At 55.9% G+C, this 16,018-nt stretch carries 12 protein-coding genes and 1 tRNA gene; 7 read left to right on the top strand and 6 right to left on the bottom strand.

Annotated elements, in window-relative coordinates; translation table 11 throughout:
- Positions 1 to 681, bottom strand: a complete 681-nt coding sequence (locus tag D1823_RS04975; RefSeq protein ID WP_117868881.1) for a Crp/Fnr family transcriptional regulator — start codon at positions 679 to 681, stop codon at positions 1 to 3.
- A 199-nt stretch (positions 682 to 880) separates the two neighbouring features.
- Here D1823_RS04975 and D1823_RS04970 point away from each other — a divergent pair, with 199 nt between their 5' ends.
- From D1823_RS04970 to cls, 3 genes are all read left to right on the top strand, one after another.
- Complete coding sequence (locus D1823_RS04970) at positions 881 to 2,482, top strand: arylsulfatase (protein WP_117868880.1); 1,602 nt, start codon at positions 881 to 883, stop codon at positions 2,480 to 2,482.
- 98 nt (positions 2,483 to 2,580) lie between these two features.
- The gene (locus D1823_RS04965; RefSeq protein WP_117868879.1) at positions 2,581 to 3,570 is read left to right on the top strand and encodes an HAD family phosphatase; all 990 of its coding nucleotides are present in this window, start codon (positions 2,581 to 2,583) and stop codon (positions 3,568 to 3,570) included.
- A gap of 23 nt (positions 3,571 to 3,593) precedes the next feature.
- Positions 3,594 to 5,006 carry a cardiolipin synthase gene (cls, locus tag D1823_RS04960; protein ID WP_117868878.1) on the top strand — a complete coding sequence of 471 codons (1,413 nt, stop codon included), beginning with the start codon at positions 3,594 to 3,596 and terminating at the stop codon, positions 5,004 to 5,006.
- On the opposite strand, the gene D1823_RS04955 is transcribed toward cls, so the two are convergent.
- On the bottom strand, positions 5,003 to 5,437 hold the full coding sequence (locus D1823_RS04955) for an ion channel (protein ID WP_117868877.1): 435 nt from the start codon (positions 5,435 to 5,437) through the stop codon (positions 5,003 to 5,005). The two genes, cls and D1823_RS04955, sit on opposite strands and share 4 nt — an antisense overlap.
- Positions 5,438 to 5,609: 172 nt before the next feature.
- Here D1823_RS04955 and D1823_RS04950 point away from each other — a divergent pair, with 172 nt between their 5' ends.
- From D1823_RS04950 to D1823_RS04940, 3 genes are read left to right on the top strand one after another with little or no spacing between them, the layout of a single operon-like run.
- Complete coding sequence (locus tag D1823_RS04950) at positions 5,610 to 6,257, top strand: ABC transporter ATP-binding protein (RefSeq protein WP_117872747.1); 648 nt, start codon at positions 5,610 to 5,612, stop codon at positions 6,255 to 6,257.
- Positions 6,254 to 8,668, top strand: a complete 2,415-nt coding sequence (locus D1823_RS04945) for an ABC transporter permease (protein WP_117868876.1) — start codon at positions 6,254 to 6,256, stop codon at positions 8,666 to 8,668. Before D1823_RS04950 ends, D1823_RS04945 begins: the two co-directional genes overlap by 4 nt.
- Positions 8,658 to 9,698 (top strand): lipocalin-like domain-containing protein, encoded by a 1,041-nt coding sequence (locus D1823_RS04940; RefSeq protein ID WP_117868875.1) that lies wholly within the window; start codon positions 8,658 to 8,660, stop codon positions 9,696 to 9,698. Before D1823_RS04945 ends, D1823_RS04940 begins: the two co-directional genes overlap by 11 nt.
- Positions 9,699 to 9,792: 94 nt before the next feature.
- Here the strand turns inward: D1823_RS04940 and D1823_RS04935 are convergent, their stop codons facing one another.
- The 3 genes from D1823_RS04935 to D1823_RS04925 all read right to left on the bottom strand — a co-directional run bounded on the left by D1823_RS04935 (position 9,793) and on the right by D1823_RS04925 (position 13,897).
- Positions 9,793 to 10,224, bottom strand: a complete 432-nt coding sequence (locus D1823_RS04935; RefSeq protein ID WP_117868874.1) for a universal stress protein — start codon at positions 10,222 to 10,224, stop codon at positions 9,793 to 9,795.
- Positions 10,221 to 12,830: a TRAP transporter permease gene (locus D1823_RS04930; protein WP_117868873.1), complete on the bottom strand. Its 2,610-nt coding sequence runs from the start codon at positions 12,828 to 12,830 to the stop codon at positions 10,221 to 10,223. The genes D1823_RS04935 and D1823_RS04930 overlap by 4 nt, the downstream gene beginning before the upstream one ends.
- Before the next feature lie 98 nt (positions 12,831 to 12,928).
- Entirely contained in the window at positions 12,929 to 13,897 is a 969-nt protein-coding gene (locus D1823_RS04925; RefSeq protein ID WP_117868872.1) for a TAXI family TRAP transporter solute-binding subunit, read from the bottom strand.
- 995 nt (positions 13,898 to 14,892) lie between these two features.
- Here D1823_RS04925 and D1823_RS04920 point away from each other — a divergent pair.
- Positions 14,893 to 15,510 carry a DUF4329 domain-containing protein gene (locus D1823_RS04920; RefSeq protein ID WP_117868871.1) on the top strand — a complete coding sequence of 206 codons (618 nt, stop codon included), beginning with the start codon at positions 14,893 to 14,895 and terminating at the stop codon, positions 15,508 to 15,510.
- A 391-nt stretch (positions 15,511 to 15,901) separates the two neighbouring features.
- Here D1823_RS04920 and D1823_RS04915 read toward each other — a convergent pair.
- Positions 15,902 to 15,987 (bottom strand) — tRNA-Leu (locus tag D1823_RS04915).
- Positions 15,988 to 16,018: the final 31 nt, after the last annotated feature.

Below are 16,018 nucleotides of genomic sequence, written 5' to 3'. Positions count from 1 at the left end.
TCAACTTTGACAGCTGCTGATCAGTTTGCGCCTGTCGATCAACCTCAGTCGGCCATAGCCCAATTCCACGAGGCCCAGATCCGCCAGGTGATGCAGATGTCGGTGCAACGTCGGCTGAGATACCGCAACCATTTCAGCAAGTTCTTCCTGAGACACGACAATCCACCCATCTGATTTCAAAGTGCCTTCGTCAAGATGCAACAGACGCAGCACCAGACGCTTTTCAGACCCCGTAACCGCAAGGTTGGCCATGATGCGCAGTGCCGTCTTCATGTTTTCATGGGTCAACGCATAGAAATCACGAATGTATTCCGGATTTTTCTGAACCAATCTTTCCACGCGGAAACTGGGAAAAAACAACGTGCGGGTCTTTTGCGTTGTCACGACGCTCACCAGTCGTTTCGCCTCGGCGAAAAGCGCAAGATCCCCGATCCAGAAACCCGATCCATCCTGATGCAAGACAAATTCCTGTCCGTCATCGGCAGGTGCGGTGATCTGAAGCGCGCCTGAAAGCACCGCGAAAATACCATTGGCCCGGTCGCCGTGGTGGTAAAGGGTTTCTCCGGAATCGAAGGCTCTGTGAATTGCGACGGTCATAAGATCATTCTGAAACTTTGAATCGCGCGCGCCAAACCAGTCGGTTTGGGTCAGAATCCGCATATCCCCATCAGAATCAAACATTTGTATCTTTCAAAATGATCATATGATAAGTTTTCGATACGTTTCATCGCATAAAATAGCTGTGTTCGCTGCTCGAACAAGTATCTGTTTTTTATTCGGGCAATCAACAACTTGCTTGCAGCTTCAAAGTATAAGCTAGCGGCTTCAAGTAAACTTCACGTTTCAGGGTCGTTAAGACTCGATTAATCAGGAGCACTTCATGTCATCTCCACGAATGATTGCAGATAATTGGCGCAGAACACTGCGCCGGTTCGCAGTGGCGACCGTAACTGTTGCCCTTGCCGTGCCCGCCTGGGCGCAGGATCAAAAGCCCAATATTCTTGTGATATGGGGCGACGATATCGGTCAATCCAACATCTCGGCTTATACCATGGGTCTGATGGGATATCAGACACCCAATATCGACAGGGTTGCCAAAGAAGGCATGATCTTTACCGATTATTACGGTGAACAATCCTGCACGGCTGGTCGGTCCTCGTTCATCATGGGCCAGTCTGTGTTCCGTACCGGATTGTCCAAAGTTGGTTTGCCAGGCGCAAAAGAGGGCATGCAGGTTGAAGATCCAACGATTGCCGGCCTACTAAAAGCTCAAGGCTATGCAACCGGTCAGTTTGGTAAGAACCACTTGGGCGATCGGGACGAGATGTTGCCGACCAATCATGGGTTTGATGAATTTTTCGGAAATCTCTACCACCTGAACGCCGAGGAAGAGCCTGAAAACGAAGACTACCCCCAAAACCCGGAATTCCGCGAACGGTTCGGTCCGCGCGGGGTCATAAAATCCAGTGCTGACGGGATGATCGAAGACACCGGCCCGTTGACCAAAAAGCGCATGGAAACGGTGGATGACGAAACGGTTGCGGCCGCGCTCGACTTCATTACGCGCAAAACGGAAGAAGGTGTTCCGTGGTTTGTTTGGTGGTCGGGCACCAGAATGCACTTCCGTACTCATGTCAAAGACGAAATGCGCACGAAAGCCGACGAAATCGCCGGCAAGCATATGGATGAATACCAAGCAGGTATGATCGAGCATGACATGCATATCGGCCAGTTCCTTGCCCTGCTGGATGAACTTGGGATCGCGGATAACACGATCGTACATTATTCCACCGACAACGGCCCGCACATGAACACTTGGCCGGATGCGGCAATGACACCGTTCCGTGGTGAAAAGAACACCAACTACGAAGGCGGTTGGCGTGTTCCGTCAATGGTACGCTGGCCCGGCAAAATCGACGCCGGCTCGGTCAGCAACGAGATCATGCATCACATGGACTGGTTGCCGACCTATTTGGCGGTTGCGGGAAATCCAGACATCAAGGAACAGCTGCTTGAAGGGATCACCGTAGCCGAAGTTGGCGGCGGACGAGACTACAAAGTGCATTTGGATGGATACAACTTCCTGCCTTACTTGACCGGTGAAACAGATGAAGGCCCGCGTCACGAGATTTTCTACTTCTCTGACGATGGTGACCTGACTGCGTTGCGGTATGATGACTGGAAAGCAGTGTTTCTTGAGCACCGCTATCCGCAGACTTTGCAAGCCTGGGCTGAGCCCTGGACCGAACTGCGTATTCCGTTGCTCTTCAACCTTCGCCGCGATCCGTACGAGCGGGCCAATATCACTTCCAACACCTATTGGGATTGGTATATAGACCGTGTTTATTTGCTGCTGCCTGCGGCAGAATATGTGGGCAAGTTCCTGGAAACATTCGAAGAGTTCCCTCCGCGTCAGAAGCCGGGCAGCTTTACGATTGGCGACGCCAAGGACAAGATCTTCAGTCAGGTCGGCTCCAAGTAAATTCGCGACACCTGAACCCGCAGCACCTGAACGGCGCTGCGGGTTTCTTGTTTTGACAACGGTATTTTTACCAAAACATGCGTCGAAGGAAACAAGCCATGACAAGAGCGCCCCTAGCATTGGCTGTTGCAGTCGTACTGAATGGATTTGCAAGCGTCACGGCATCCGCAGATCCGCTGCCCTCATGGGCGGTCTCGGAAACGCGGGACCGTATCGTTGAATTTGTCGAGGCGGTGACGGACCCTGAAAACGCAAGCTATGTAACCCCGGCAGCCCGGATCGCAGTATTCGACAATGACGGAACACTCTGGGCTGAACAGCCGGTGTATTTCCAGTTCATTTTCGCCATGGACAGGCTTTCTGAGCTGGCGGAACAGGATCCTTCGATCCTGTCCACACCTGCTTTGAAAGCCGCTGCCGAAGGTGATCTTGCGACCGTTCTTCAAGGCGGTCACGATGCTTTGATCGAAGTCGTCAACGCATCGCATTCCGGAACCACTGTCGAGGCGTTTCAGGCAGCAGTCGCGCAATGGCTGGCCGAAGCCAGTCACCCGGACACCGGATTGCCTTATGACCAGATGACCTATCAGCCCATGGTCGAGCTGTTGCGCTATCTGCGGGACGAAGGGTTCAAGACCTATATTGTCTCGGGCGGCGGCATTCACTTCATGCGGGTCTTTGCGGAACAGGCCTATGGCATCCCGCCGGAACAGATTCTGGGCACCTATGGAAATTCGACCTTCGAAGATGTCGACGGCGTCCCGACTGTCGTCAAGGCCCCCGGGATTGCCTTCATCGACGACAAGGAAGGCAAACCCATCAACATCGAACGCACAATCGGCAAACGCCCCATTCTGGCCGGAGGAAATTCAGATGGAGATTTCGCCATGCTGGACTGGACAACCTCGGGCGACGGGCCACGGCTGGCGGTTCTGATCCACCATACGGATGCCGAGCGGGAATGGGCCTATGATCGGGAAAGCCCGATTGGGCGGTTGGTTGACGGTCTGGATCAGGGGCCGGACAAAGGCTGGGTCATCGTCGATATGGCGAAAGATTGGTCGCGGGTCTACACTGGAGGAAACTGAACGGCCCGAAAGACTTACCGCCCATGTGGACATTGCTTGTATCCATCTTTGTTTTTTCGCTATATGCAACTGCATTTGTGTTTTCGGTGCGCGCTGCACAAACCGCGCGCACCCCACAAGGAGCCGTTGGCTGGGTGGTCTTTTTGGTATCGGCGCCATTCTTTGCGGTGCCGATGTACCTGTTTCTGGGGCACCACAGGTTTCGCGGCTATCGCATCTCGCGCCAGCAAAGCGAACGGGTCGTCGAAGGGATCAAGACCTTTGCCGACTATTCCCGACCTGATTCGTCCACGATGCCGATCAATCCACGACCATTCGAGTTTCTGGCCCACCTTCCGGTATCCAGCGGCAATGGAGCACAGCTCCTGATCGATGGTCAGGCAACGTTTGACGCCATTTTCGAGGCGATAGACGAGGCCAAGAACTATATCCTGATCCAGTTCTACATCGTCCGAGACGACGCGCTGGGCCGCAAGCTTCAGACTAAGCTGATCGAGGCCGCAAAACGTGGGGTGCATGTCCGTTTCATGATCGATGCTGTCGGCAGCTATGGGTTGCCAAGCACCTACCTGGACACGATGCGCGATGCGGGAATTGACGTGGCCGACCCTCGCCGTCAACGCGGCCCGAATTTCCGGTTTCAGCTGAATTACCGAAATCACCGCAAAACCGTCATTATCGACGGTGAAACAGGTTTTATCGGCGGTCACAACGTGGGCGTTGAATATCTGGGAGAAGACCCGCATTTCGGCCATTGGCGCGACACGCATATCAAAATGACCGGCCACATCGTCCGGCAATTGCAGCTCATCTTCACCGAAGACTGGCATTGGGCCCGTGATGAAGACCTGATTGATGACCTCGACTGGGCAGGTAGCGTGGCCGAGCAAGACATGAATGCCCTATTGGTGGCCACCGGACCCGGAGACGAAACCGAAACCGGCGCCATGATGTTCTTTTCGGCAATCGCCGAGGCGAAAGAAAGATTGTGGATCGCATCGCCCTATTTTGTGCCAGACATCGACGTCATGACCGCCCTGCAACATGCAGCGATGCGCGGGGTGGACGTTCGTATCCTTGTCCCGGATGTGATTGACCATCGGCTACCCTGGCTGGCTGCTTTTGCCTATTTCGACGAAATCCGCGACTGCGGCGTGCGTGTGTTCCGTTATACGGAAGGCTTCATGCATCAGAAGGTGTTGGTGGTTGACGACACGCTGGCCGCGGTCGGCACGACAAATCTGGACAACCGGTCCTTCCGGCTGAACTTTGAGGCGATGGCCCTGTTTTTCGATTCTCGCGCAGCGCTGGCTGTTGATCACATGCTGCGTGCGGATTTCGAGGCAAGCTATGAATTGACGCGCAGTTTGATCCAGCAACCACCGTATATCCGGTTTGGCGCCCCCTTGGCGCGGTTGTTTGCGCCAATCCTTTAGGAAAAGAATTTCTCCTGAAAGACGCGCGTCATCATCGCCACCAGATAAGCGGTCGACAGACCAAAAGCCAAAAGACCTGCAACCGAGGCAAAGGATCCGAAGATACGCAAACCTTCGCCCAAAACGATATCGCCGTATCCCAGAGTGGTAAACGTCACCAACGAGAAATAGATGGCCGAGTTCCAATCCGGCAAAACCTCAAGCAACACCCATACGATGGCCCAGATCCAGACCTGAATCGTATGCGTGGCAACGATAAACGCCAAAGACACTGCGATCGGTGCTGCCGTTGCGAAAAACACTCCTTTGGCGGACCATTTCTCATCTCGTTTAATGATCGTGACAGTACACCAGGTTAACAAAAGAATCTCGACCACGAAGCAGAGCGCCAGAAAAGTACTGCCCAAAACGATCTGATGCAGCAACGTCATGTTTTTCATCCTGATTTACGATAGTGGACCGTCCGGGCAGAATGACCCTTTGAGGTGCAGGGCACAACCCCGACGCTCGTGATGACAACCTGCGGCGAATGGAACCGGGTGCGGGTCCGCACTGGACAGTTTGGAATTCCGTTGCACATCCTTGGAAGAAAAAGGCCAGATCATGCTGTTGACCATCGACCGTGTTCAGAAAACCTATCCCGGCGGGCGTCCGGTTCTGCGTGACGTGTCGCTGACCCTAGATCACGGGCAAACTCTGGCCCTGACCGGAGAAAGCGGCAGTGGCAAAAGCACTCTGTTAAACCTTGCCGCTGCACTCGACTGTTTCGACAGCGGTGAAATCACTTTGAACGGTACGCCTCTGTCCCCTTTGGACGATGCCGGTCGGGCCGAGTTGAGGCGCAGGCAGGTCTCGCTGGTGTTTCAGCAGTTCAACCTGATCCCATCCCTGACCGTTGCGCAAAACCTCTCGTTTCATGCCCGCCTTGCCGGTTCCGAAGATGCTGGGTGGACCGCACAGCTGATCGAACGTCTGGGCCTGTCGGATCTTTTGGACCGATATCCCGAAAACCTCTCCGGCGGGCAACAGCAACGGGTGGCGATTGGTCGTGCGATGGCTGCGCGCCCGAAACTGCTGCTGGCGGATGAGCCCACGGGCAATCTGGATGAAACCGCCAGCGCAAAAGTACTGGATCTGATGTTGGCACTGGTGGCCGATACCGGCGCAGCACTTCTGTTGGTCACCCATTCCCAACAGATAGCGGCCCGCTTGGATCGAAACGTCCAGCTATGCGGTGGTCGCATCCAATGACAACTGCCATCATTCAGGCTTTGATGTCACATTGGCGGGTGCACTGGTTGCAACTTGCGACGCTTTTGACAGGCATCGCGTTGGCCACGGGTCTTTGGTCCGCGGTTCAGGCCATCAATGCCGAAGCACGTGTAAGCTATGCCCGGGCCAACGCGCAACTCGCCCTTGGGCAGTTCGACGAACTGCACGATCCATCTGGTTTGATCCCGGTCACTCGTTACGTTGATCTGCGTCGCTCAGGCTGGCAGGTAGCGGCCGTTCTGGAAGGCCCCTATCGGATCGCAGGCCGCACTTTGCGTCTGATGGGCGTGGACATGGTCGCCTACCCCGCCTTGCCAGCTATGACCGAGGCAGAGCAAAGCGTCGCGCCGCCCGAGCCCGCTGACATGCTGACCGCTCCAGGGCGCCTCCTGATCGCGGAAGAACTCGCGCCTCTGTTCCGCGACCAAAGCAACCTTCCTCCAGTTTCGTTCACCACGGCGCTGCCCCCTGATGTTATTCTGACAGATATCGGCGTAGCGGAAACCTTGCTGAACCAACCCGGTTTGATTTCGCGCCTCATTGTCCTGCCCAATCAACCGCGTAATCGCCCCCCCCTGACCGAGATCGCACCTGAACTGGAGCGCTCCGGCCCCTCCTCGCAAGTCGATACCGCACGATTGACGGACAGTTTTCACCTGAACCTGTCTGCCTTTGGTCTGTTATCCTTTGCCGTTGGCCTGTTCATCGTGAACGGTACTGTCGGGCTGGCCTTTGCCCAACGCCGCGGCATGATCCGCACATTGCGCGCGCTGGGTGTTTCCATGCAGCGGCTGGTCTTTTTGATCCTGACTGAGCTGACGGTTCTGGCCCTGATCGGTGGATTCATGGGGTTGCTGCTTGGTTTCTTTCTGGCCGGAGCGTTGTTGCCCGATGTCGCCGCGACCCTGCGCGGCCTGTACGGTGCCCCTGTGACCGGAGAATTGACGATGCATCCGCATTGGGTATTTGCCGGGATCGCCATGGCACTCTTCGGCACCCTGATCGCCAGTGGCCATGCGCTGTGGCGATTATCTCGTATGCCTCTGCTGGCAGGGCCTGGTGTCCAAGCCTGGCAGGACAACGCGGGCGCACGCCATCTGGCAGGTTTACTTGGCGTGGCACTGATCGCCGGAGGTACTATCGCCTATCTCGGCATCGGTGGATTGGTGGCCGGCTTCATTCTGTTGGCCGGGTTGCTGACCGGTGCTGCCCTTTTGTTACCATCGCTTCTGACCTTCGCGCTTTCTGTCTTTTCCCACAGGGCACGCGGTGCCGTGGCGCAGTGGGTCTGGGCCGACATGCGTGCACAATTGCCCGGGCTGTCTCTTGCTCTGATGGCCCTGTTGCTTGCGCTTGCAGCAAATATCGGTGTGGGCACAATGGTTTCAAGTTTCCGGCTGACCTTTGTCGGCTGGCTCGACCAACGCCTGACTTCGGAGCTCTACCTGACCGTCCGTGACGAAGAACAAGGGCGCGAGATCACCGAGTGGCTGCGACCACAGGTCGACGCCATCCTGCCAATTCGCAACGTGGAACTGTCGCTCGAGACAGGACCATTGTTCTTGTACGGGGTCGTAGATGATCCGGCCTATCGGCAGCACTGGCCCTTGATTTCGGCAACCGCGAGCGTCTGGGACGACGTCATGGCCGGAGACGCGATTCTGATCAACGAACAACTGGCACGGCGCGCGAACCTCTGGCCCGGAGATACGCTGACGCTATCCCCGGATCACGCGTTGACCATAGCCGGGGTGTATTCGGATTATGGAAACCCGACCGGGCAAGCCATTGTTTCGATGGCCCAGCTTGACCGCATCGCGCCGGGGGCAGAGACCCGACGGTTTGGCATCCGTTTGAACCCCGAGCAGGCGAGTGAAATGGCGCAAACCTTGCGGGACCGTTTCGCCCTGCCGCGTCAGGCCGTGGTTCAGCAGGCCGCCATGAAGGCTCAATCGCTGGCAATCTTCGAGAAAACCTTTGTCGTCACTTCCGCGTTGAATATCCTGACCTTGGGCGTTGCAGGTTTTGCCATACTTACAAGCTTGCTGACCTTGTGGACACAACGTTTGCCGCAAATCGCCCCGGTTTGGGCACTGGGGCTGAACCGGACCCAATTGGCACAGCTGGAGCTGCTGCGCAGCGTGTTGCTTGCCGCTCTGACCGCTTGTCTGGCACTGCCGCTGGGTCTGATCCTTGCCTGGGTTCTTTTGGCAGTGATCAATGTACAGGCCTTTGGCTGGCGGCTACCGATGTTCGTCTTCCCGTGGGATTGGCTCTGGCTGTTCCTGCTGACCCTGCTGGCCGCCCTGATTGCCGCCACCCTGCCCGCGCTGCGTATGTTGCGTCTGCCCCCTGCCGATCTGCTGAGAGTGTTCGCCAATGAACGTTAAAGCCCTTTTGGTCATTCTTGCGCTTCTGTGCCCATCGCCGCTTTGGGCACAGGGCTATGCTGGTCTTGGAGGATTGGCCGAAGGATTCGGGATACCACAGGCGGGGTTCGAATTCGACTTTCCCAAAGATCATGGACCTCATCCCGCCTATAGGATCGAGTGGTGGTATCTAACGGCCAACCTCAAAGGCGAAGACGGGCGCGACTATGGCATTCAATGGACCCTTTTTCGGTCCGCCCTGAAACCGTTTGAAGCTGATGGCTGGCAAAGCCCGCAAATCTGGATGGGCCATGCGGCGGCCACCACGCCCAAAGCCCACTACTTTGCTGAACGCCTGTCGCGTGGGGGGATCGGGCAGGCAGGTGTTACGGCGCAACCGTTCGAGGCCTGGATCGACGAATGGCGCATGGCCGGACCGGATCTTGACACCCTGACCCTGACAGCAAACGGCACAGAGTTCGGGTATGATCTTGCGCTGACGGCACGAGGCCCGTTGGTGTTTCACGGCAACGCCGGCCATTCGGTCAAATCAGCCAACGGGCAGGCCAGCTATTATTATTCGCAGCCCTTCTACTCAGTTGAGGGCGTTCTGCATCTGCCGGACGGTGATATGCGCGTCACTGGTAAGGGCTGGCTGGACCGGGAATGGTCTTCGCAACCCTTGGCCGAGGATCAAACCGGCTGGGATTGGTTTTCTCTCAGCTTTGAGGACGGAGACAAACTGATGGCCTTTCGCCTGCGCGGCGGTCGTGGCGATTTTACTTCGGCCACATGGATCAATTCAGACGGCAGTACCGAGGCGATCCCCAACGGATCCGTCAGGCTTGAGCCGCTTGCGACCAATCAGGTCGCCGGGCGCGAAGTCCCGACGCAGTGGCGCGTCCTGCTTTCAAGTCGAGGCATAGACGTCGCGGTAACTGCCCTGACGCCAGACGCGTGGATGGGTACGCGTTTCGAATACTGGGAAGGCCCGGTTACAGTCACAGGCAGCCACGAAGGCGTTGGTTATCTGGAAATGACAGGCTACTGAAACAGCTGCTGCACAGATGCTTCCTGAACTATCCGACGGCAGCGGACTGCCGTCGGCGTTTCAACACAGTTGCGTACTGGATATGATTTCGCGGTCAGCGCACCACGTAAACGGAAACGTTGGAATGCCGCACCACGCGCGCGGCGTTCGGACCAAGCAGGTAATCCTTGAAGTCCGGTTTGTGAGCACCGATCACGATCAGGTCGGAATCGGCGCTTTCGGCCGTTTTCAGGATCTCCTGATAGGCTGTTCCCGTCGCTACGACATGGCGGATTTTTTTGTTTCGCTCAGCACTCAGGGTCGATACGCACAGCGCAGTCAGCTTGGCTTGCGCTTCCTCCAATGCCTTGTCGTGAAAACCGGATTCAAAAAAACCCGACACCCAGCTTTCCCCGAAATCAGGCAACACGGTCACGACGTCAAGTTGCGCCCCTTCCATATCCGCCAGCGCAGCTGCTTTATTCAGGACCGGCGCATCAATCTCGCCGTTGCTGATATCAACGGCACACAGAACAGAACGTGTCATGCGGGCACTCCTTGTCTTGCGGCACGACCGCGTTGCAGGAAAGCGATAAGGCCGAGAAGGATCATCGCCGGGATATAAACCAATTGCTTCGGCGGCTGGCTCGACGGCAGACTGACCGAAGTCAGGCGCACGGCCTCATCCCCATAGTAATCGAAGATTCCCAGATCGTCGGCCACAGGTGTGCCGAACAGCGGCTCTTCAAGCTTGACCAACCCATCCTCGGGGATCAACAGCAGGCCCATTGCCTCGACCCGTGCGGCTCCGCCTTCCTCTTCTCCGACGGTGACGACGACGGTGGTATCCACCATCTCGAGCGTGTCGAAATCAGGTCCGGAAACCACCAACCGTACCTCCGTTCCGGGCGGAGTTTGACCGATTGTCTCTTCGAACGCGGCCGGATCAACCGTTTGGAATGGAGGCGCGATGCGGTCCATGAAGAAGTCCGGCCTGAACAGGGCGAATGCCACGAAAATCAGGGCGATGCTTTCATAGATCCGGCTGCGGGTCAGGAAATACCCCATCGTTCCAGCCGTAAACACCAGGATCGCTATGGTCGCGAAAATGGCGACTAGAATCCCCTCGACCCACGTTACATCGATCAGCAGGAGATCTGTGTTGAAGATGAAGACAAAGGGCAGCGCCACGGTACGCAGGCTGTAGAAGAACGCCGTGAAACCGGTTTTGATTGCATCGCCGCCCGACACAGCCGCAGCGGCAAAGCTGGCCAGTCCGACCGGAGGTGTCACGTCGGCCATGATCCCGAAGTAGAAAACGAACAGATGGACAGCGATCAGGGGAACGATCAGCCCGCTTTGCGCACCCAGTTCAACAACCACCCCAGCCATCAGCGAGCTGACAACGATATAGTTCGCCGTTGTCGGCAAACCCATGCCCAGGATCAGGCTGAGCAGCCCGACCATGACCAGCATCAGGATCAGATTGCCGCCCGACAGGAACTCGACCAGATCGGCCATCACCTGACCAACACCCGTCAACGTGACGGTTCCCACGATCACGCCCGCGGTTGCCGTGGCAAGCGCGATGCCGATCATGTTGCGTGCCCCGTCGATCAGTCCTTGCCACAGGTCGGCAACACCATCGATAAAGCTGTTGTATAGGTTGCTCTGCCCTCGGAACATCGCTTTCAGCGGCTTCTGCGTCAGCAGGATGACAAAGAGCAGCGATGTGGCCCAGAAGGCAGACAGGCCCGGTGACTTCTGTTCGATCATCAGGAAATAAACCAGAACGATGATCGGCAGCAGGTAATGCAGACCTGCCTTGTAGATATCGGCGATAACCGGCAGCGTAACCTCTTTTGCGTTCGGATCGTCCGGTTCCAAGTCAGGCACCTGGGCAGCCAGATACAGCAGGGCGACATATACCGCGCAGATAATCAGGCTCAGCACCAGACCGGCCGCCGACGGCACCAAGCTTGTCACGGCATCCACGGGGAATTGTGACCCATAGCAAAGACCTGCAAAAACCAGGAAGAACCCAAGCATCCCCACCACGGTCCGCGCCAGATGCACATCGCGGTCGCCCAGTGTGGGCATGTTCCGCTTCACCGCCTCAAGGTGCACGATATAGACCAGCGCGATGTAGGAAATCGCGGCAGGCAGGAAGGCGTGGGTGATCACCTCGACGTAAGAAATGCCCACATATTCAACCATCAGGAATGCAGCGGCCCCCATCACCGGCGGCATGATCTGCCCGTTGACCGAGCTGGCAACCTCGACCGAGCCCGCTTGTTCACTGCTGAACCCGACACGTTTCATCAACGGGATGGTGAATGTGCCGGTGGTGACAACATTGGCAATCGACGAACCCGAGATCAGGCCGGTCGCAGCCGAACCCACAACCGCCGCCTTGGCCGGACCACCACGCAGGTGGCCCAGGGCCCCAAAGGCCATCTTGATAAAGTAGTTCCCTGCCCCGGCTTTATCCAGCAATGCGCCAAACAGCACGAACAGGAAGACGAATTTCGTGGAAACACCCAGTGCGATACCAAACACGCCCTCTGACGTGATCCACATGTGGCTCATCGCCTTTTTCAGGCTCGCGCCCTTCCAGCGGATAACTTCAGGCACCCATTCTGAGGCACCGAAAAAGACATAAGCCAAAAATATCGTTGCAATGATTGCCATGGCCGGGCCAAGCGCACGGCGCGCAGCCTCGAACAGCAGGATCAAGCCAAGCAACGCAACCCATTTGTCGGTGTCGTCAGCCAAACCGCCCGCATTGACGATCTTGTCGTAGAAGAAGTAGCCGTACAGCGCGACGAACGCACCCACCAATCCCATGATCCAATCCTGAATCGGGATATAGTTCCGGGGGCTGGATTTGAGCGCCGGATAGGCCGCAAAAGCCAGAAATAGGGCAAAAGCCAGGTGGAATTGCCGTGCATTGTTCACGACGCTTCCGGGCAAGACATAGTTCGCCAGGGGCGAAGCCAGAACAACTTGAAATATTGACCAGATCGCGGCCACGATCGCCAGGAAAACGCCCACGTTCCCGACCGGATTGCGCCCTCCTGCGTCAGAAGATGCAACCAGATCCTGAAGCTCTTCTTCGGAAAGCGGACGATTGGATTGAGTGTCGGAATTCATCAAATGTCTCCCCGTCGCGGCCATTTTTCGGCCATCTAAACCCCGTTTCTTACGGGTTTTGCGCAGGGCGCCCTTGGGCGCCCTGCGTCAGGTCTGGTTTACTGAATCCAGCCTTTTTCTTTGTAGTACTTCTCGGCACCCGGATGCAGCGGAGCCGACAGGCCGTCCGCAATCATCTCTTCGGGCTTCAGGTTTGCAAATGCCGGGTGCAGCTTTTTGAAATCATCGAAGTTTTCAAAGACCGAGCTGACAACCGCATATACAGCATCATCCGATACATCTGCCGAGGTCACGAAAGTTGCTCCGACACCGAAGGTCGCGGTGTCACCGTCCGAACCACGGTACATGCCACCGGGAATGGTTGCGGTACGGTAGAACGAGTTGTCGCCGACCAGCTTGTCCACGGCCTCACCGCTGACGTTCACCAGAACCGAGTCACAGGCTGTGGTGGCTTCCTGGATCGAACCCGAGGGGTGACCAACGGTGTAAACCATCGCGTCGATCTGGTTGTCGCACAAGGCTGCCGACTGTTCAGCCGCTTTCAGCTCGGTCGCCAGTTCGAAATCGTCGGTGGTCCAGCCCATTTCGCCCAACAGGACTTCCATGGTGCCGCGCTGACCGGAACCCGGATTGCCGATGTTGACGCGCTTACCCTTCAGGTCTTCGAAGTTGGTGATGCCGGAATCGGCACGGGCCACGACGGTGAAGGGCTCGGGGTGGACCGAGAACACGGCGCGCAGGCCTTCGAACGGGCCAGCTTCTTCGAATTTCGAGGTGCCGTTGTAGGCGTGGTACTGCCAGTCAGACTGGGCCACACCAAACTCCAGCTCGCCTTCGCGAATGGTGTTGATGTTGTAAACTGAACCACCGGTCGATTCGACCGAGCAGCGCACGCCGTGCTCTTTCCGGCCCTTGTTGACCAGACGACAGATCGCGCCGCCGGTCGGATAGTAAACGCCGGTTACACCGCCGGTACCGATTGTAATGAACTCTTCGGCATATGCCGCCGGAGCCAAAAGGGCTGCCGTGACGAAGGCGCCGACGCTCAATTTGCTGCTGTTTTTCATTTGTTAACTCCCACTTTTTAGTCTGGCAGTTGGAAATCAGATTGATCGCCTTGCTCAGAGAAGCGTGCCGATAATACAAACCGGCCCGCATCGCAACGGCTACAACTCTTTGAATTTTCCAATTTCTCCCAACCCTTGTGAGGTTTCATTCAGATACCCTCAATGTCAAGGCCGGCACTTGCCTGACCTGCGTCAATTCGCATATTTGAGGTTAAATCCTTAACTTTCCCCATCACTTCATCGGGTACAGTGTGGGTCCCTCCGAACGCTCCAAATCCAACACTTGACCTTCTCCCCGGCGCAATTCACCTCGAGACAGCGCGAACCGCGTCTCGGATGTGGTCGGAGGGCATGTCACGCTTGAACGTGCTGGCGGATCTGACAAGTGATGCATCAGGACCAGCTCGATCGAAAGCGAAGCCACGTTCTATTCTGTCGAAGATGAGATGACCTTTCTGCTGATGCAGGACCAGAAAGTTGTGGCTTTCGTAGCAGATTACAGAACACCTCAAATACGACACGAAGATCAAAGGCGGGGTCAGCAGTTTGATCAAGGCTTCTGGGCTGTTTGCTGACGCATTTGCGGTTGATATGTTGGGTGTGGTACCAAGGATAGACTCGAACTCTCACGCCCGTGAAGGCGGGGGATCAAAGCTCTATCAACTTTGTTTAAGGAAGCCCACAAATAAGGGGCAGCGTCCAGAAGACGATCACATTGTCGGAAAGCGGGATTGACGCCTGGCTGATCGCGGCAATACTGGTCGGAACTTTTTTCATTGCGATATTGTTTTTTGTCATAGCTCGAAGAACGGGGCCTGTAAGGGTAAGGCTTGCAGATGGAAGATAGACACTTCGAGTGACCACGGAAGCTTGACGGCGTGGGGTTGTCGAACATGTAAACTGACGGCCTACGCAGGTACAGGTGGAACGCCTGCTGGTTGCCTTCGCAGTTCCAAACCGCGCGGATTGTAGGGTTTTGAAAATAGGGGGGAAATATGATCGAGATTACTTTTACTGTTTTATTGGTTCTTTGCATTCCGTTCGCGGCTTATCATTTTGGTCTTGCCAGCAGTATGCGTGATGCCACGTGTTGTTTTCGTACGGTAATTGCGGTTTTGACACTCTGGTCGCCCGTGGCCGTCATGGCCCAATCACAGGAAGAAATCAGCTTGGCGAAAGCGACATTGTCCAGCCTGCAGGGCATTTCGTTCAAAAATGACACAGAATATTGTGGCTACCTTGCATATGATGCAGCCGGAAAACTCGTTGCCACCGCAGCTCAGCCAGGTGACAATGAAAGTTGCGTTTGGGATCAAGATGAAGATGGCATGGCACTTGTCTTGTCTTACCACACGCACGGGGGGTTTGACCCAGAATACAGTGCTGAAGTTCCGAGCGTTGCCGACATTGAGGCAGACGAAGATGAAGGTATCGACGGCTTTGTAGCAACGCCTGGCGGACGCTTGTGGTACGTTGATACGGAGCGAATGGAAGTACGACAAATCTGCGATATTGGATGCTTGCCGAAAGACCCCAATTTTGTTTCGGGTCTCGAGGGCGAAATCTCCTCAGTCTATTCTTATGAAGATCTTCTTGATTACGAGAGTGATTAGGTTGGGACAAGAACACCACGAAACCTTTGTTCTCCATTAAAACCGTAGGTCACAATCGGATGCCTTTGGCGTTTCTGAATGTCCGCACCTGGGCTCGCTGAAAAAGCTCATCGGTCTCGGATTTCATTGACGACTTGAGCTCAAGAAGTTGACTTAGCACCTGCAGCGAAGGTTAGCTTGATGACCAGCCTGTCTTCACTTCGCTTCAAATTCGCAGGACATGCCACGCATAATCGTACTTGAGATCAACGACTCACGATTGAACAATCACTTTTTGCTGCCGGAACAGAACGGGGTCAGAACGTGAGAGTTTAAGTCGAAAGTGTGAGCAAGCCAAAACCCCGAAAAGAAAAAACAGAGGGTAGGTTCCCCTAACCCTCTGTTTTTACTTTGGTACCCAAGGCCGGACTCGAACCGGCACGGTATCACTACCGGGGGATTTTGAATCCCCTGCGTCTACCATTCCGCCACTTGGGCCACGGACACTGAATTAGCGCTCATCCAAGCG

This window comes from Ruegeria sp. AD91A, assembly GCF_003443535.1.
GTDB lineage: Bacteria > Pseudomonadota > Alphaproteobacteria > Rhodobacterales > Rhodobacteraceae > Ruegeria.
The sequence above is the reverse complement of the archived record's forward strand: the minus strand, read 5'-3'. Positions and strand labels throughout refer to the sequence as shown.